Below are 18,054 nucleotides of genomic sequence, written 5' to 3' on the forward strand. Positions count from 1 at the left end.
TACTTAGAGGGGATAATATCACTGCACCGGTTTTTTGTTATTTGATAAACTCTGCAATGTGTTCGGAAACGAGTTCAGGCCGTTCCTCAGGCACCAGATGTCCAGTCTGATCGAGTGAGTACAGCACGGAATCGGGCAAATCTCCGTGCAGCCGTTTACCAATCTCCAAAGGGACGATTCGGTCCTCCTCGCCCCAAATCAATAAAGCAGGCTTGTTCATTTTCTGTAACTGCTCGGGACCTAAATCTCCTTCTCTATGGCGGATAAACCTTGTCATGGCTTTGAAAATCTGCTCGTCTTGAAACGGCCTGCCATAGCCGTCAATCATCTCTTCATCGATCAGTGATTTGTCATGCACAACATTTAGCAAATTTTTCATTACGCCTTCTTTCGAGAGCCAGCGCTTGACATAAAGATGAAAATACGGAAGATGGGTCCCGAAAATGATCGATGGGTGCGAACGTTTTAAATACCCTGAACTGCAAAGCAGCACAATCCTTGAAAAAAGCTCCGGCTTTTGGAGAGCAGCAGCCAGCGAAATCTGTCCGCCCATAGAATGGCCGACAAGCGCAGCCTGCTTGACTTGCAAGTGTTCCAAAATCCCGATGACAAGCTTTGCGAGGTTTTGATAGGTATAGATAAATGTTCTTGATTTTTCAGATTGGCCGAAAGGAGGCAAATCAAGCGCGATGATGTCGTACCTGTCCTGAAGGAGAGGGATGACTTTTCTGAAGCTGAAAGCAGACGATAAAAAACCGTGTATGCAAACCAGCGTTTGCCTGCCCGGATTTTGATAATGTTCGTAATATACATTTACGCCATCGACTGTTAGCCGCCTTGTTGGTGAAACCGCCTCCATTCTATGTCACTTCCTTTCATGTGATGTCTGTATTGTGCCCTGAAATTGTCAATTCTAGCGGAAGTTTCTCCTCGTTTTTTTCTTAGCATTCGTCAAAAAACGTGATATAATGTCATGAGATTTCTTGACATTGCAAAGGTGTGAATCGAATGAAATTGACAGAAAAAGAAACAGAAATATTAGAAATTTTAGACGAAAACAGCCGCGCCGATTTAGAAACAATCGCAAAGATGGCGGGTATCCCTGTAAATGAAGTCCAAACTATTATTGACAAGCTGGAAAAAGAAAAGGTTATCATTGATTATTCTGCTATGATTGACTGGCGAAAAGTCGACGGACATGAAGGGGTCACAGCCATGATTGACGTGAAAGTAACGCCGAAGCGGGGAGTCGGTTTTGATGAAGTGGCAGAACGGATCTACCGGTTCCAAGAGGTTGAATCAGTTTACCTGATGTCAGGAGTGTACGATTTGTCTGTCGTGATTCGCGGCAATTCAATGTCTGACGTAGCGCGGTTTGTTTCAGATAAACTATCCACGCTTGATTCAGTTGTCTCTACGACAACCCATTTTATCCTGAAAAAATACAAGCATGACGGCAAAGTGTTTGAAACAGGAGACGACGACAAAAGAATTGTGGTGTCACCGTAAATGACTTCTTATTTATCTGATTATGTACAACAAATAAAGCCGTCCGGCATCCGCAAATTCTTTGATCTGGCGGCAACGATGGAAGGCGTCATTTCTTTAGGCGTCGGCGAACCTGATTTTGTTACCGCATGGAATGTCCGAGAAGCAAGCATCCTCTCCCTTGAACAAGGATATACGTCATACACGGCAAATGCCGGCTTATACTCTTTGCGTGAAGAAATCAGCCGTTATTTGAGCAGCAGGTTTGACCTTAGCTACTCGCCAGACAATGAGCTGATTGTGACAGTAGGGGCAAGTCAGGCTTTGGATATTGCGATCCGCGCCATTGTGAATCCAGGTGAGGAAGTCATCATTCCTGAGCCGTGTTTTGTGGCGTACGATGCGCTTGTTTCTTTGGCAGGGGGTATCCCGGTTCACGTTCATACAACGGCAGACAAAGGGTTTAAAGCAACGGCTGCGGATTTTGAAGCGGTAGTCACTGAAAAAACAAAAGCCATTCTCATCTGCTCGCCTTCGAATCCGACAGGTTCAGTTTATACAAAGGAAGAGCTGAATGAGATTGCTGAGTTTGCCAAAAAACATGATGTCATCGTCTTAGCCGACGAAATCTACGCGGAGCTGACATATGATGAGGAATTTACAAGCATAGCGGCATTACCGGGAATGAAGGAACGGACGGTTGTCATCTCAGGCTTTTCAAAAGCGTTTGCGATGACGGGCTGGAGGCTCGGTTTTGCCGCAGCACCACCTTTGCTTCGGGATGCAATGCTTAAAATTCACCAGTATGCGATGATGTGCGCGCCGGCAATGGCGCAGTTTGCCGCCCTTGAAGGCTTGAAGAACGGCATAGAAGATGTAGAAAAAATGAAAAAAAGCTACCGGAGAAGGCGGAATTTATTTGTGGAAACGCTCAATGAAATCGGCCTCAGCTGTCATCATCCAGGCGGCGCTTTCTATGCTTTTCCATCCATCAAAAGCACGGGAATGAGCTCGGAGCAGTTTGCCGAAGAGCTTCTGACGCAGGAAAAAGTGGCTGTTGTTCCGGGAAGTGTGTTTGGTCCGAGCGGTGAAGGGTATATTCGCTGTTCATACGCAACCTCGATCGAGCAGCTTCAAGAAGCGTTAGTCAGAATGAAACGCTTCCTGCATAAAACAACATAAAAAAAGATACGAACCTTTTGTTCGCATCCAATAAAAGGGGGAATACTAGAAAGCCTTTAGTATTTTCAGGTTACCCCCTTTTTGCTGTGTATAAACCTGATTTCTTAATAAAAAGTTTTCTTTGCGGAAATTAGACATGTGTGATATAATTTTAAATTGCGTATAAACAGATATTTAATTTAACTTAGGAGTTGTTATGAATGGCAGCAAAATTTGAAGTGGGCAGTGTTTACACTGGTAAAGTTACAGGATTACAAGCGTATGGTGCGTTTGTTGCATTAGATGAAGAAACTCAAGGTTTAGTACACATTTCTGAAGTGACTCACGGTTTCGTAAAAGATATCAACGAGCACCTTTCAGTTGGCGACGAAGTACAAGTAAAAGTACTTGCTGTTGATGAAGAAAAAGGAAAAATCAGCCTTTCAATTCGTGCGACACAAGCCGCGCCAGAGAAAAAAGAAAGCAAACCAAGAAAACCTAAAGCTGCGCAAGTAAGTGAAGAAGCTTCTACACCACAAGGTTTCAACACATTAAAAGATAAGCTTGAAGAGTGGATTGAAATGTCCAACCGCAAAGACCTTATCAAAAAATAAGCATGAAAAAAGCACCGGACAGGGATGTCCGGTGCTTTTTTATCCTATCGCATTTCAGGATTTGCTGCCTCTTCACGGGATCTTTCCTCGTTTGGTTTAAACAGCAGACCGAGGTTGATTAATCCGGCGATTCCGACAAGTCCGTAGATGATGCGGGAAAGAGCTGACCCTTGGCCGCCGAAGATGGCCGCTACTAAGTCAAATTGGAAAAATCCGATCAGTCCCCAGTTAATAGCGCCAATAATCGTTAAAGCAAGACAAATTCTTTGAATGGTGCTCATGTTTTGCAACCTCCTTCATGAATTATTAAAACAGTTATAGATTGTGACATATTGGAGAATCTATACATGCATTCTCCATATTGAGGGAAACTGGTCTGCCCTCACCTGTATCTGTTTCTTTCCCAGCGTCTATCCATATAAAACCAAGCGATATGTTGGCCTGTGAGAGCTGATTGCTTTACATGTAGTGAGGACATTCTGCATAATAAAAATCTAAGGAGGAGATGTCATGCAAAACTTTACATACTGGAATCCGACCAAATTAATTTTCGGGCGCGGAGAAGTGGAAAGACTGCCGGAGGAACTCAAATCATACGGGAAAAACGTATTGCTTGTCTACGGAGGCGGAAGCATTAAACGCAGCGGTCTGTATGATCAAGTGATTGAACAGCTAAATAAAGCCGGAGTGACCACACATGAATTAGCAGGTGTAGAACCGAATCCGCGTGTGTCGACTGTTAATAAAGGTGTTGCCATCTGCAAAGAACATAACATTGATTTCTTGCTCGCTGTCGGCGGTGGAAGTGTCATCGACTGTACAAAAGCGATTGCCGCAGGAGCGAAGTATGATGGTGATGCGTGGGATATCGTCACGAAAAAACATCAGCCTAAGGATGCTTTGCCATTCGGAACTGTATTGACTCTCGCCGCAACTGGTTCTGAAATGAACTCAGGCTCGGTTATTACAAATTGGGAAACAAAAGAAAAATATGGCTGGGGCAGCCCGCTTGTATTCCCTAAATTCTCGATTCTTGATCCGGTAAATACATTCACCGTTCCTAAAAATCACACGATCTACGGTATGGTTGACATGATGAGCCACGTATTCGAACAATACTTCCATCATGTATCAAACACGCCGTATCAGGATCGTATGTGCGAGTCACTTCTGCGCACAGTCATTGAAACAGCGCCTAAGCTGATCGATGATCTCGAAAATTACGAATTGCGTGAGACGATCCTGTACACAGGAACAATTGCATTAAACGGCATGCTTTCTATGGGTGCAAGAGGAGATTGGGCAACTCATAATATTGAACATGCAGTATCAGCCGTTTATGATATTCCTCATGCCGGTGGACTGGCGATTCTGTTCCCGAACTGGATGAGACACACATTGTCTGAAAACCCTGCCCGCATGAAACAGCTTGCAGTTCGTGTGTTTGGAGTGGAAGAAGCTGGTAAAACAGATGAGGAAATCGCACTTGAAGGTATTGATAAGCTGTCTGCGTTCTGGACAAGCCTTGGCGCTCCTAACCGTCTTGCTGATTATGATATCAATGATGAGCAGCTTGATACCATTGCTGAAAAGGCTATGGCTAACGGTACATTCGGCCAATTTAAATCACTCAATAAAGAAGATGTGCTTGACATTTTGAAAGCATCTCTATAAAAAAAGGGAAACAGCCGTTGGCTGCTTCCCTTTTTCTTTTTGTCTGCTTATGTTACAATGGGAAATCTGTTTTTTGCCAGCAACATCATTTGGAGGTTCTACTATGGAAAATTTCACTTATTACAACCCGACGAAGCTGATCTTCGGGAAAGGTCAGATTGAACACTTAAGAAAAGAATTAAAACAATACGGCAAGAAGGTGCTGCTTGTTTACGGCGGCGGCAGCATTAAGCGCAACGGTCTCTATGATCAAGTTACAGGCATTTTAAAAGATGAAAGCGCTGTAGTTCATGAACTGGCAGGTGTAGAGCCGAACCCGCGTCTTGCAACAGTGGAAAAAGGCATAGCCATATGCAGAGAGCATTACATTGATTTTCTGCTTGCTGTCGGCGGCGGAAGTGTCATTGACTGCACAAAAGCAATTGCTGCCGGCGTTAAATACGACGGCGACGCTTGGGATATTTTCAGCAAAAAAGTAACAGCAGAAGATGCGATGCCGTTCGGTACTGTTTTAACTCTTGCTGCGACAGGCTCTGAAATGAACCCTGATTCCGTGATTACAAATTGGGAAACAAACGAGAAATATGTATGGGGCAGCAATGTGACTCATCCGCGCTTTTCGATTTTAGATCCTGAAAACACGTTCACTGTCCCAGAAAATCAAACAGTATACGGCATGGTTGACATGATGAGCCACGTATTTGAACAGTACTTCCATAATGTCGAAAATACGCCGCTGCAAGACAGAATGTGTTTTGCTGTTCTGCAGACGGTAATTGAAACAGCTCCAAAACTATTGGAGGATCTGGAAAATTACAAACATCGTGAAACGATTTTATATGCAGGCACAATCGCTCTGAATGGCACGCTTCAAATGGGTTACTTCGGCGACTGGGCTTCTCACACTATGGAGCATGCCGTATCAGCTGTTTATGATATTCCGCATGCAGGCGGACTTGCGATTCTGTTCCCGAACTGGATGAGACACACGCTTGATACAAATGTCGGCCGCTTTAAAAACCTCATGATAAACATGTTTGACATTGATACTGAAGGCAAAACAGATAAAGAAATTGCGCTTGAAGGCATCGATAAGCTGTCTGCATTCTGGACAAGCCTCGGCGCGCCTTCCCGACTTGCCGATTATAATATCGGAGAAGAAAAGCTAGAGCTGATTGCTGATATCGCAGCCAAAGAAATGGAACACGGCGGCTTCGGCAACTTCCAAAAACTGAACAAAGATGACGTGCTTGCCATCCTTCGCGCGTCTCTATAAACCCAGAGGGCGGAACCCAGTCATTCCGCCCTTTTATCCTGACTTGATTTCACAGATAAGTTCATATAAAGTGAAAGATGAAAACATTATACCGTTATGGAGGGACAAGCAATGACGCATGTACGCTTTGACTACTCAAAAGCGTTGACTTTCTTCAACGAACATGAACTTACATACCTGCGGGACTTTGTAAAAACAGCACACCATAATATTCATGAAAAAACAGGCGCTGGCAGCGATTTTCTAGGCTGGGTGGACCTCCCTGAACATTATGATAAAGAAGAATTCGCGCGCATTAAAAAAAGCGCGGAAAAAATCAAATCTGATTCTGATGTATTGCTTGTTGTCGGCATCGGCGGTTCTTACCTTGGGGCGCGGGCTGCGATTGAAGCGCTTAATCACGCGTTTTATAATACTTTGCCAAAAGCAAAACGCGGCAATCCGCAAGTTATTTTCATCGGAAATAACATCAGCTCATCTTATATGAGAGATGTCATGGATCTTCTTGAAGATGTTGACTTCTCTATTAATGTGATTTCTAAATCAGGCACGACAACTGAACCTGCAATCGCTTTCCGCATTTTTCGCAAGCTTCTTGAAGAGAAATACGGCAAAGAAGAAGCGAAAGCGCGGATTTACGCAACAACTGATAAAGAGCGCGGCGCATTAAAAACGCTATCTAACGAAGAAGGCTTCGAATCATTTGTCATCCCTGATGACGTTGGCGGCCGTTATTCTGTATTAACAGCTGTAGGCCTCTTGCCGATCGCTGTAAGCGGCGTCAACATTGACGAGATGATGAAAGGCGCACTGGATGCGAGCAGAGATTTTGCCACATCGGAATTAGAAGAAAACCCTGCATACCAATATGCGGTCGTTCGCAATGTGCTTTATAATAAGGGCAAAACAATTGAAATGCTGATCAACTACGAACCGGCGCTTCAATACTTCGCAGAATGGTGGAAGCAGCTGTTCGGAGAAAGTGAAGGGAAAGATGAGAAGGGCATTTATCCTTCTTCAGCTAACTATTCAACAGACCTTCATTCATTAGGCCAGTATGTACAAGAAGGCCGAAGAGATTTATTCGAAACGGTACTGAATGTAGAGAAACCTAAACATGAACTGACAATCGAAGAAGCGGATAACGATCTTGACGGCTTAAACTATTTAGCTGAAAAAACAGTAGATTTCGTTAACAAGAAAGCTTTCCAGGGCACAATGCTTGCACATACGGACGGAAATGTTCCGAACTTAATCGTCAACATTCCTGAGCTGAATGCATATACTTTTGGATACCTTGTATACTTCTTCGAAAAAGCCTGCGCGATGAGCGGCTATCTTCTGGGCGTCAATCCGTTTGACCAGCCTGGAGTAGAGGCATATAAAGTCAATATGTTTGCATTGCTTGGCAAACCTGGCTTTGAAGAGAAAAAAGCAGAGCTTGAAAAACGTCTGGAAGATTAATGTGAGAAAGCTGACTGGCATTTGCCGGTCGGCTTTTTATAAAATAGAAAGGTGCTGATGTTCATGAAACAAATGGTTAAACATCTCATCATTGCCAGTTTTTCTGCGGCTATTCTAAGTATCCTCATCTCCTTTGATGCCGTGTATACAGAGTTTTCTTCAAGCTTTGGCAGCACGTTATCACACTTTTTCATCCACGCCTTTCTTCTTATTGCTTTGCCGCTTGCGCTTTTTACCGATGCGGTACACCGGATGATGCAGTTAAAACGATCTCATGCGCTTTTCACTAAATTAGGACTCTATGCCGCAGTTGTTTATGTTTCGTGGGAATCTGCTGCAGGGCTTGCGGCGGCAATGGCTGTTTACCTTTTAATTGAATGCGCTTTCTTTTCTGTTAGCCGTACGAAAGAAACAACGATTTCCATGTAGTGCGTCTCTGAATGAAGTCTTGTTCGGCAGGACAGGATAAGTGAAAAAGGGGCATTTTTGATGATTACAATACCTTCCGCGATAGATGGGCAGTCTTTTCTGCTTCAAGAATTGGAACAAATAATGAAGCCGCTCGGTTATGTGATAAACGGCGGCTGGGAATACGATCACGGCTTCTTTGATTATAAAATTGATGATACAAATGGCTATTTGTTTTTAAGGATTCCAGTCAATGCGGTAAAAGGCAGTCTCGATGAACGCGGTGCGGCCGTCCGGATCGGAACGCCGTTTATGCTGAGGCAGGTGTTCCAGGCAGGTCTTGACGATGATGCCGAGGGAGGTCCTTTCCAATCACTCTTTAATCAATTTTCCGAGCCGGAAAGGCGAGACGCGGAAATTGATCCAGCGTATTTGGACATCGGCGCCTCCCTTGTGAAAGAATTGGAGGATGTACTGCTGCATTAGACCACAAGGAAATAATCTGTTTCGAGCACTTTGTATGTGAGAGGAGGGGAAAGCATGGGCCCTTCCTCTTTTTGTACGCCGATAATAGTCGTGTTGTGATCAAGAAAATAGAGGATACACGTTTTGTAAGCGGCTCCCCTTAGATCGTCAGGAACAGGAAGAAGCTTCACTTGCTGATCAAGCGTCAGTGTGATTTCGTTCTGCTTAGACGGCCGTACTTTGATTTGGTAATGCTGAAGCATAGCCCGGCTGATAAATTCTGAAGTACCGATAATTTGATTAGCGCCTGCCCGCTCCGCATTTGTGACAAACCGGTCAGTCAAAATCTCGACGATGCAATAAGCAAGGGGGTTAAGCCCTTTAACTGATAAAAGAATCAGCACTGACAGCATATCTGCTTCAGCTTCACTTTTATACTGATCGGCTGTAATCATCACTGATTCCGCTTCAGTAATATTGGCCCGTTTGAGTGTCTCATCTTCGGCAGCGTGTCCGCGTATGAAATGGACGTTTTCAATAAGCGGGCCTTCTTTTAAAGATTCATCAATCAGTACAACCGTTTTGGAAGGAGCCGTAAGCTGCAGGTCCTTCAGCAGCCGATTTGTTTTTTCATTCCACCCGATCAGAATGATGTGGCCGCGCCCTTTGTAAGCGACTTTTCCTTCGATGTAGCGGTGCTGCCTGCTGAATGCGGCCGCTGATAATGTGGCGAAATATGCAGTGACAAAGCTTGCTCCGCTCAAAATCAGCAGTATCCCCGCCACCTGTCCCAGCGGCGTGTGCGGCACATAATCTCCATAGCCGACTGTCGAAACGGTAACGACAGCCCACCAAATGCCCTCAAAAACCGAAGTGAACTGCTTCGGCTCAAGAATATAAATAATTTGGCCAAACAAAAGAATCAGAAATAAAATAATAACCCCGATTCGGATAAATAACGGCCACTTGAGCCATGAAATAAATATCCGATTTGTTTTCATTCTTTTTCTCCTTCTTCAGATAATGAGATGGATAAAATCTGTTTAATAATCGTATTTAATTTCTCGTTTAGCTTCTCCTGGCCGTACATATCTCGCGCCTGCTTTATTAAATCGGCGGTATCATCATCAAGCTGAATAAGAGGCTCATCGATTTCCGATTCGTTATAAAGCTGAATAAATGCGTCCAGACCTTCATTCATTCGGTCGATTGCTGTGCTCAGCTGTTCCTTTTCCTCACTCGTCACTTTCATGGCTTCCATCACACCCGTGCTTTTTTCTAACAGTATGTCCCACTTACGGTGATGTTTTTCAAAAAATGAACAAAACATATAAAACGGATTTCTCCATAAACTAAAACAAAAAGGATGAAAATAGATGACGGTCATACAAAGAACGATCGTGGTTTTGATTGGTACGCAGCTGGCGGCATCCGCGGTGATTTTGTTTATTTTCGATTTGAATTCATATAATCACTTTTCCGGCAGCTTCTCCTGGCTTCGTTTTCTAAAAGAGCTTGTCGGCAGCTTTGCCTTTTATTTGTTTTCAGCAGGATTTGTCTTTCTGCTGATTGGAATGTGTGCACCGAGCAGGAAAAAAAAGCGCTTTTCTGTACACGAGAAAGAAAACTCATTAAAATAATTGTAATAAAGAGAGATTTGATTATGGAAAAAGGATGATGAAAAATGCTGTTTATATTTTTAACAATAGCCGCATTGGGATTGTCGTTTTGGGCACAATTTAAAGTGAAGAGCAACTTTGAAAAATATTCAAAAGTGGAAGCCTCAAGCGGACGTACAGGGGCAGAAACGGCAAGACGGATTTTAGATATAAACGGTCTTTACGACGTGCCGGTCGAACCGGTAAGAGGCACTTTAACAGACCATTACGACCCGACAAGACGGGTGGTGCGTTTATCTGAGCCGGTTTATTATGGCCGCTCAATTTCCGCCATCTCCGTAGCTTCCCATGAAGTCGGACATGCCTTGCAGCATCAGGAGTCATATGGTGCGCTTGTGCTGAGACATAAAATCTTCCCAGTCGTGAATTTTGCATCCGGTGTAGCTCCTATGCTTTTCTTAGGGGGCATGCTTCTCGGCAGCCTGAATTTGATCGGGCTTGGCATCATTTTATTTTCAGCTGCTGTCTTTTTCCAGCTGATTACACTGCCTGTCGAATTCAATGCAAGTTCACGCGCGAAGCAAATTATTGTGTCAGAAGGATTCATCAGGAATAATGAAGAGAATGGGGTAAATAAAGTGCTGAGCGCCGCCGCCTTAACGTATGTGGCCGCCGCCCTGGTTTCCCTGTTTGAACTTCTTCGCTTTGTGATGATCTTCTTAAACGGTCGTAATGAGAATTAACGTTAAGGAGGTGGCCCCTTACCATTTATGGTAAGGGTTTTTTTTGCTTATATTACAATTGATCGCCATTTTTGTTTTGATTGGCATTACGGCTGTTTTCGTTGCAGCGGAATTTGCAATCGTCAAAATCAGAGGTTCAAAAATCAATCAGCTCATCGAAAGCGGAGACAGCCGGGCGCTTGCCGCACATAAAATCATCTCCAATCTTGACGAGTATTTATCAGCCTGCCAGCTCGGGATTACAATTACAGCCCTCGGCCTTGGATGGCTTGGTGAGCCTACATTTGAACGCATTCTTCATCCCTTATTTACAGCGGCAGGCATACCGGAACCGTTTAACCACATTGTCACATTTGTAATTGCATTTATCATCGTCACTTTTTTGCATGTGGTAATGGGTGAGCTTGCTCCGAAAACGGTTTCCATTCAAAAGGCTGAAGCTGTCAGTTTATGGATTGCAAAGCCGCTGATCTGGTTTTATAAAATCACGTATCCGTTTATTAAAGCATTGAACGGCTCTGCAAGTTTTCTTGTGAAATTGTTTGGCTTTCATTCAGTGAAGGAGCATGAGGTTGTCATAAGCGAGGAGGAACTGAGGCTGATCCTTTCAGAAAGCTATGAAAAGGGAGAAATCAATCAGTCTGAGTTCCGCTATGTGAATAAGATTTTTGAATTCGACAACCGTGTAGCAAGAGAGATTATGATTCCGCGGACAGAAATTGCGGTCATCTCTCTGGAGCAGTCGCTAGAAGAAGCGATTCATCACATCATTAATGAACGGTATACACGTTACCCTGTTATTAAAGAAGACAAGGATCATATTTTAGGGATCATCAACAGCAAAGATATGTTTAAAGCTTATTTTCTCGGACAGCCGATTAAGCTGAAGCAGATTATGAGGCCCGTCATCAGAGTCATTGAAAGCATCCCTGTTCAGCAGCTTTTGATTCGCATGCAGAAGGAGCGGATTCACATGGCCATTCTCGTAGATGAATACGGGGGGACAGCGGGGCTTGTCACTGTCGAGGATATTATCGAGGAAATCGTCGGGGAAATCCGCGATGAATATGATCAGGATGAAACGCCGCATATTTTGAAAAAAGGCGAGCATCATTATGTGATGGATGGAAAAGCGTTAATAGACGAAGTAAACGATCTGTTCGACATTGCGATTGAAAACGAAGAAATTGATACGATTGCAGGCTGGCTCCTGACGCAAAAAATGGAGCTGAAAGCAGGAGATGTGATTCACGCCGAGGGGTGTGAATTTAAAATCCTCGACGCCGAAGATCATCATATCCGTTTTGTAGAAATTAAAAAAACCGATTTTTTATAAAAAGCAGCCGGAGATTGAACGGCTGTTTTTTTATGACGGCTGGCGGTTTTCGGAAAAAGCAATGCTGTAAAGCCTTTTTTCTACATAAGATATATAGACGGACACTTAGAAGGGAGTGGCTGTATGAATAAGGCTTGGTGGAAGGAATCGGTTGTCTACCAAATTTATCCCCGCAGTTTTAAAGATTCAAATGGGGATGGAATCGGGGATATTCAAGGAATCAGATCCAAGCTTGATTACATAAAAGAGCTGGGAGCTGACGTCATCTGGATTTGCCCGCTGTATGATTCGCCTAATGCTGATAACGGCTATGATATCAAGGATTATCAAAACATATTAAGCGATTTCGGCACCATGCCGGATTTCGACCAGCTGCTTGGTGACATTCATGAGCTGGGCATGAAGCTGATTATGGATCTTGTCGTAAACCATACAAGCGACGAACATCCATGGTTTATTGAATCCCGTTCATCCATACACTCCGCAAAGCGTGACTGGTATATTTGGAAGGACGGCAAAAACGGAAAAGCGCCGAACAATTGGGAAAGCATTTTCGGCGGGCCGGCATGGCAGTATGATCAAGAGACCAGCCAGTATTATCTCCACCTTTTTGATAAAAAACAGCCTGATTTGAATTGGGAGAATGAAAAGGTGAGAAATGCCGTTTACGACATGATGAATTGGTGGCTTGATAAAGGAATTGACGGATTTCGGGTGGATGCCATTACGCATATAAAGAAAAAAGAAGGCCTTCCCGATATGCCAAATCCAAAAGGGCTGGATTGCGTTCCTTCCTTCCCCTATCATATGAATGCTGACGGCATAATGGATTTCCTAAGAGAGCTGAAAGAAAACACATTTTCCCGCTATCCGATTATGACAGTCGGTGAGGCAAACGGTGTCGCTGCAAAGGAAGCGGCAGATTGGGCTGGAGAAAAAAACGGCATCTTCAGCATGATTTTTCAATTTGAGCATCTCGGCCTGTGGGATGTAGAGATCAATGAAAGCATTAATATCGCTTCCTTCAAGCGAATTCTAACTGACTGGCAGGACAGTCTTGAAGGGACCGGCTGGAATGCTTTGTTTATGGAAAATCACGACCAGCCCCGTTCTGTTTCTGTGTGGGAGACGACGGTGTGTACCTGAAGGAAAGTACAAAAGCGCTTGCCGCTGTTTATTTTCTCATGAAAGGCACACCGTTTATTTATCAGGGTCAGGAACTCGGCATGACAAACGTGGCATTTCCGTCTATTGAGGACTATGATGATGTCGCAATGAAACGCCTGTATGAAATAGAAACAGCGAAGGGCGCATCACACGAGGACGTGATGAAGATTGTCTGGAAAAAGGGAAGGGACAATTCACGGACGCCGATGCAATGGAATGCTAATCCATACGCCGGATTTTCTGAGGCCGAACCGTGGATCGGAATCAATGAGAATTACAAATGGCTGAACGCCGAGGCGCAAAAAAACGATAAAACATCTGTATACCACTTTTACAAGAGCCTGATCAAGCTGCGCCAAACATACGATGTTTTATGTTTTGATCAATGGGACATATACACTCATTTTACCGGAAGATCAGCAAATCTTTGCTTATCTTCGGAAAAACGATAGCCATACTGCACTGATTGCAGCCAATCTGACAGGAGCGCCGGCCTTATTTAAGCACCCCGGCTTGCTATTGTCATCAGACGCACTCCTATTGTCAAATGTGGAAACAAAGCCGCATAAGCACATGACATCAGTACTGTTAAAGCCGTATGAAGCAAGAATATATCTATGGAGCTAAACTCCAGCCAGAGACTGGAGATTTTATTTTTTATCAGGTTTATGTGAGCGGTTTAACAGGAAAATAAAAACACAGAACGAATTAGCAAAAAGAGCGGACAAATGAAAGGAGAAACAAATGCTGAAAACACTGCAAATCAAAACGAACAAACGAGATGAAATGATTGAAATCACCAGCGAGGTGGAAGTGTTTCTTCGAGAAACAGGTGTAACGAGCGGCGCAGCGCTGATTTACTGTCCTCATACGACAGCGGGCATTACAATTAATGAAAATGCCGATCCGGATGTCAAAAGAGATATGCTCAGAAGATTTGATGAGGTGTATCCGTGGGAACACGAGCTGGACCGCCACATGGAGGGCAATACAGCTGCGCACATGAAGTCGAGTACGGTGGGAGCTTCACAGCATGTCATTATCGAAAACGGCCGGCTGATTCTTGGAACATGGCAAGGCATTTATTTCTGTGAATTTGACGGCCCGCGTACACGGGCTTGTTACATCAAAATCATGGGGTAACAGGAGGGTTTTCATAAAGGGGCAAATGAAGTATGGGGTAAGCCTGCAAGGAGTATAGTCAATCAGAAAGAGCAGCAGACTGAGGCGGCAAACGCGCTTTCTTATCCATTGCAAAACACGTTAACAACTCCGATGAGAAAACACGCAGCCAAAGAAAAAGATTCCGCATACATGTCTCCTGGGATGGGCAAGTTATCGGAATGCTGAACGGGCCCGCTGATATGAAAACGCTGTTAGCCGAGCTTTGCCGAACGTAACTTGATCAACAGAGGTGACAGATGATGAACATTCTTCAATATTCTTATAAAAAAAGAGGGAAAATTGAGTTTGTATTTGAAGGCTGGCCTCACTCAAAAGTTACAATGGCTCCTATCAAGGGCTACTATTTTGTCCGCTTTATCAAATGGAGCAGCCTAGATCAAATTGTGACAAGACATGACCTTGAAAAAATGGAGTGGGCTGCGAACCAGTTTTTCGGTACAGCCCCTTTTTATCGAAAACGAAAAGCATTTGAAACCCCATCGTCTCGAAAATAGGCGATGGGGTTTTTTAGCGGACGAAGCGGTACAGAGACGGAACATCCAGTCTGGTTGCCTGAGACAGAAGGTAGGCTGGCTGTATGGCTCCTTCTCTTCTAAAAGAATTCAGCTTATCAATAATTTGCCGTCCGCTTAAGATTCCGAGGCCATGGGCAAAATATTTATCTTCTCCCAGTAAAATCACATTTTCGCCTCTCCACTGCGCTTTTTGCGGATCAAATTCAGGGTTTTTAAAATACAAACAATCTCCGAGAAAAAAGTGATGTCCTGTTTCCGTATATATTGGCAATTTCTCATAGTGCCAGTCATATAAAATAATTCTGTCAAAAGTGGCATCAAATTTTCCCTCCCCGATTGTATCGATCAAGGCCAAGTAATAAATGATGACAATTGCGGTCGCACATTCAAACGCGTAAAACGGGCCGTTTTCAGCAATGTCCCGAATCGCTTTTGAAGGCGGCATTCTGTATTTCAGCTCCAAGGCGCCTTCCGGTGAAACCCTCCAATACGCTGTATTCCCGTATGTCTTTGAAAAAGTGGCAAACTTCGCCCCGCTTTTGTGCAGCGTTTTAGCCGCTCCAACAATATTCATCCGCAGTTTAAGCTCAAACATCAGTTCTGCAATTGAATGATAATCAAACTGAACAGGCGTCTCGATCATCTCTTTTAACAGAGGATTTAGATTCTCATCAATCTGCCAGTTTTCAATATCTTGGGGACGGAGCAATTGTCCGGATACAATAATCATCTTTAGCCCCCCTTGTTTTTTATAAGATATGCAAAGGGCTTGGGCAATGAAAGCTAAAAAGACAGAAGACAGCCGAAGAAGAACTTCTTCCATTTTTTGTTTTAAAACTTTTTTAAGCAGAGCCGATATATACGGTATCAAAACTGAAGGAGAAACTGGACATGAAGACTTTTATCAATTGGCTGAAGAAACCGTCTATCTCAAGAAAATTAATCGTCTCATTTATTGCGATTCTCATTATCCCTATTCTTATATTGGAAGTTAGTTCTTATCGAAGCGCCAGCGGAAAGCTGGATCAGGAAATTATGGGAAATGCGAAAAGCAGTGTCGATACATTTAATACAACCGTTACAAATGATCTGGGAGCAAAAGTGACAGCGGTCACCTTTTCAGTGAATCTCTTAAAAGATCAGCATTCAAAGGAAAGACTAATCAAGAAGAGCTCAAGGCCAATTTTTCACAATACGTATCTATCAATCAAGGGGTAGCCAGAATTTATGGAGGCGCACAAAACGGCACCTACATACAAGCGCCAAAAGAACAATTGCCGGATGGATACGATCCGAGACAACGACCTTGGTACCAAAATGCGATGAAGGCAGGTGGTGACATTGTCGTGACAGATCCTTACGTGGCAGCGAGTGACGGAAGCATGGTTATTACCATTGCCCAGAAGTTGAAGGACGGATCTGGCGTTGTCGCCATGGATATCACTATTGATAAATTGTTAGAGCAGATGAAACAAATCAAGGTCGGAAAAGAAGGCTATGTTTTCATTGCAACGAAAAACAAAACCTATGTCGCCCATCAGGACCATAAGGCTGGAGAAAAGCTATCAGGAGACTGGGTCGCCGAAATGTATGCCGATAACAGCGGTGAACTCCAATATACTCTGGGTAACGAAGATAAAAAGATGACCTTTACAACAAATGAACTGACTGGGTGGAAAATAGCTGGCACAATGTATGTGGATGAAATCAGGGATGCTTCAAAGTCTGTGCTCATAACAGGCATGATCGTGCTGATTGCTTCCATTGTGGCAGGCGGGTTTTTAATTCTGTTTATCGTTCGATCGATTACAAAACCGTTAAAACGTCTCGTTCAATCATCGAAAACGATCAGCAGCGGGGATCTGACAGAAACGATCGAAATCCGTTCAAAAGATGAGCTTGGAGAGCTTGGGGAAAGCTTCAATGAAATGGGACAATCTCTCCGCTCACTGATCAGCGCTATTCAGGATTCGGTGAACAATGTGGCCGCATCGTCCGAACAGCTTACCGCATCTGCCGGACAAACAAGTAAAGCCACCGAGCATATCACGATGGCGATTGAGCAGTTCTCAAACGGAAACGAGGAGCAAAGCGAAAAGGTTGAATCCAGCTCTCATCAGCTAAACTTAATGAATGAAGGGCTCCAGCAAGTCTCACAAACATCATCAGACATTACAAAGGCTTCTATCCAATCAACGGAAATCGCCGGAACGGGTGAAAAGTTTGTCCAGCAGACAGTCGGACAAATGAACTCGATTAATCAATCGGTTCAGCAGGCTGAAGCTGTAGTCAAAGGCTTAGAAGGAAAATCAAAAGATATTACAAGCATTTTGAGAGTCATCAACGGCATCGCTGACCAAACAAACCTGCTGGCATTAAACGCAGCCATTGAAGCTGCGCGTGCCGGAGAATCTGGACGCGGCTTCTCGGTCGTTGCGGAGGAAGTGCGCAAACTGGCAGTTCAATCAGCCGATTCAGCAAAAGAAATCGAAAAGCTGATTCAAGAAATTGTAGCAGAAATCGAAACCTCTCTTCACATGTTTAGAGAGGTCAATCAGGAAGTACAGTCTGGACTTGTTGTCACAGACAATACAAAAGAAAGCTTCCAAAGCATTTTCAATATGACAAACGAGATCGCGGGCAAATTGCAGACGATGAATTCCACCGTCAACCAGCTGTCAGGACGTTCACAGCATGTTTCAGCAGCCGTCAGCGGCATTGCCGATGTGTCAAAAGAAAGTTCGGCAAGCATCCAAGACATTGCCGCATCAGCCGAGGAGCAGCTCGCCTCTATGGAAGAAATCAGTTCATCAGCGACCACTCTTGCGCAGATGGCAGAAGAGCTTCGTGATCTGACGAAGCAATTCAAAATCGAATAAAAGCAGAAAAACAGCGCTTATCAGCGCTGTTTTTTCGTGGAGGAAATAATCCCAAAGACC

At 44.0% G+C, this 18,054-nt stretch carries 18 protein-coding genes and 2 pseudogenes; 15 read left to right on the forward strand and 5 right to left on the reverse strand.

The window, feature by feature from the left end; translation table 11 throughout:
• Positions 1–37: 37 nt before the first annotated feature.
• Complete coding sequence (locus tag MOF34_RS17275; RefSeq protein ID WP_019715534.1) at positions 38–859, reverse strand: alpha/beta fold hydrolase; 822 nt, start codon at positions 857–859, stop codon at positions 38–40.
• A gap of 149 nt (positions 860–1,008) precedes the next feature.
• Here MOF34_RS17275 and MOF34_RS17280 point away from each other — a divergent pair, with 149 nt between their 5' ends.
• The 3 genes from MOF34_RS17280 to yugI all read left to right on the forward strand — a co-directional run bounded on the left by MOF34_RS17280 (position 1,009) and on the right by yugI (position 3,263).
• Positions 1,009–1,509 carry an Lrp/AsnC family transcriptional regulator gene (locus tag MOF34_RS17280; RefSeq protein ID WP_003220765.1) on the forward strand — a complete coding sequence of 167 codons (501 nt, stop codon included), beginning with the start codon at positions 1,009–1,011 and terminating at the stop codon, positions 1,507–1,509.
• Positions 1,510–2,670: an aminotransferase gene (locus MOF34_RS17285; protein WP_268401087.1), complete on the forward strand. Its 1,161-nt coding sequence runs from the start codon at positions 1,510–1,512 to the stop codon at positions 2,668–2,670.
• A 200-nt stretch (positions 2,671–2,870) separates the two neighbouring features.
• Positions 2,871–3,263, forward strand: coding sequence for a S1 domain-containing post-transcriptional regulator GSP13 (gene yugI / locus MOF34_RS17290; RefSeq protein WP_003228864.1), 393 nt, complete (start codon positions 2,871–2,873; stop codon positions 3,261–3,263).
• A gap of 44 nt (positions 3,264–3,307) precedes the next feature.
• On the opposite strand, the gene MOF34_RS17295 is transcribed toward yugI, so the two are convergent.
• Positions 3,308–3,544, reverse strand: a complete 237-nt coding sequence (locus MOF34_RS17295; protein WP_019715532.1) for a DUF378 domain-containing protein — start codon at positions 3,542–3,544, stop codon at positions 3,308–3,310.
• A 229-nt stretch (positions 3,545–3,773) separates the two neighbouring features.
• Here MOF34_RS17295 and MOF34_RS17300 point away from each other — a divergent pair, with 229 nt between their 5' ends.
• The 5 genes from MOF34_RS17300 (at position 3,774) to MOF34_RS17320 (ending at position 8,571) form a co-directional block, all read left to right on the forward strand.
• Complete coding sequence (locus MOF34_RS17300; protein ID WP_268401089.1) at positions 3,774–4,937, forward strand: iron-containing alcohol dehydrogenase; 1,164 nt, start codon at positions 3,774–3,776, stop codon at positions 4,935–4,937.
• A gap of 103 nt (positions 4,938–5,040) precedes the next feature.
• A complete protein-coding gene (locus MOF34_RS17305; RefSeq protein WP_268401091.1) occupies positions 5,041–6,213 on the forward strand; it encodes an iron-containing alcohol dehydrogenase in 1,173 nt (390 codons plus the stop codon).
• Positions 6,214–6,324: 111 nt separating this feature from the next.
• On the forward strand, positions 6,325–7,677 hold the full coding sequence (locus MOF34_RS17310) for a glucose-6-phosphate isomerase (RefSeq protein ID WP_268401093.1): 1,353 nt from the start codon (positions 6,325–6,327) through the stop codon (positions 7,675–7,677).
• Positions 7,678–7,734: 57 nt separating this feature from the next.
• Positions 7,735–8,106 carry a hypothetical protein gene (locus MOF34_RS17315; protein ID WP_268401094.1) on the forward strand — a complete coding sequence of 124 codons (372 nt, stop codon included), beginning with the start codon at positions 7,735–7,737 and terminating at the stop codon, positions 8,104–8,106.
• Positions 8,107–8,166: 60 nt separating this feature from the next.
• Complete coding sequence (locus MOF34_RS17320) at positions 8,167–8,571, forward strand: YugN-like family protein (RefSeq protein WP_019715528.1); 405 nt, start codon at positions 8,167–8,169, stop codon at positions 8,569–8,571.
• On the opposite strand, the gene MOF34_RS17325 is transcribed toward MOF34_RS17320, so the two are convergent.
• Both MOF34_RS17325 and mstX read right to left on the reverse strand, forming a co-directional pair.
• On the reverse strand, positions 8,568–9,551 hold the full coding sequence (locus MOF34_RS17325; protein ID WP_268401097.1) for a potassium channel family protein: 984 nt from the start codon (positions 9,549–9,551) through the stop codon (positions 8,568–8,570). The genes MOF34_RS17320 and MOF34_RS17325 overlap by 4 nt on opposite strands.
• Positions 9,548–9,880: a biofilm formation protein MstX gene (gene mstX / locus MOF34_RS17330; RefSeq protein ID WP_268401100.1), complete on the reverse strand. Its 333-nt coding sequence runs from the start codon at positions 9,878–9,880 to the stop codon at positions 9,548–9,550. Before mstX ends, MOF34_RS17325 begins: the two co-directional genes overlap by 4 nt.
• 46 nt (positions 9,881–9,926) lie before the next feature.
• Here mstX and MOF34_RS17335 point away from each other — a divergent pair, with 46 nt between their 5' ends.
• The 6 genes and pseudogenes from MOF34_RS17335 to MOF34_RS17365 all read left to right on the forward strand — a co-directional run bounded on the left by MOF34_RS17335 (position 9,927) and on the right by MOF34_RS17365 (position 15,094).
• Positions 9,927–10,190, forward strand: a complete 264-nt coding sequence (locus MOF34_RS17335) for a hypothetical protein (RefSeq protein WP_268401102.1) — start codon at positions 9,927–9,929, stop codon at positions 10,188–10,190.
• Between the two features lie 44 nt (positions 10,191–10,234).
• Complete coding sequence (locus MOF34_RS17340; RefSeq protein ID WP_003220791.1) at positions 10,235–10,912, forward strand: zinc metallopeptidase; 678 nt, start codon at positions 10,235–10,237, stop codon at positions 10,910–10,912.
• 43 nt (positions 10,913–10,955) lie between these two features.
• Positions 10,956–12,248, forward strand: coding sequence for a hemolysin family protein (locus MOF34_RS17345; RefSeq protein ID WP_268401104.1), 1,293 nt, complete (start codon positions 10,956–10,958; stop codon positions 12,246–12,248).
• 123 nt (positions 12,249–12,371) lie between these two features.
• Positions 12,372–14,042 (forward strand): annotated as a pseudogene (locus MOF34_RS17350) (glycoside hydrolase family 13 protein).
• Positions 14,043–14,159: 117 nt separating this feature from the next.
• Positions 14,160–14,558 (forward strand): secondary thiamine-phosphate synthase enzyme YjbQ, encoded by a 399-nt coding sequence (locus MOF34_RS17360; protein WP_268401106.1) that lies wholly within the window; start codon positions 14,160–14,162, stop codon positions 14,556–14,558.
• 281 nt (positions 14,559–14,839) lie between these two features.
• On the forward strand, positions 14,840–15,094 hold the full coding sequence (locus MOF34_RS17365; protein WP_268401108.1) for a hypothetical protein: 255 nt from the start codon (positions 14,840–14,842) through the stop codon (positions 15,092–15,094).
• Between the two features lie 13 nt (positions 15,095–15,107).
• Here the strand turns inward: MOF34_RS17365 and MOF34_RS17370 are convergent, their stop codons facing one another.
• Positions 15,108–15,845 carry a protein-glutamine gamma-glutamyltransferase gene (locus MOF34_RS17370; RefSeq protein WP_268401110.1) on the reverse strand — a complete coding sequence of 246 codons (738 nt, stop codon included), beginning with the start codon at positions 15,843–15,845 and terminating at the stop codon, positions 15,108–15,110.
• A 161-nt stretch (positions 15,846–16,006) separates the two neighbouring features.
• Here MOF34_RS17370 and mcpB point away from each other — a divergent pair.
• Positions 16,007–17,994 (forward strand): annotated as a pseudogene (gene mcpB, locus MOF34_RS17375) (methyl-accepting chemotaxis protein McpB).
• Positions 17,995–18,054: the final 60 nt, after the last annotated feature.

Origin of the sequence: Bacillus sp. T17B1, assembly GCF_026796395.1 — a bacterium.
Taxonomy (GTDB): domain Bacteria; phylum Bacillota; class Bacilli; order Bacillales; family Bacillaceae; genus Bacillus; species Bacillus spizizenii_A.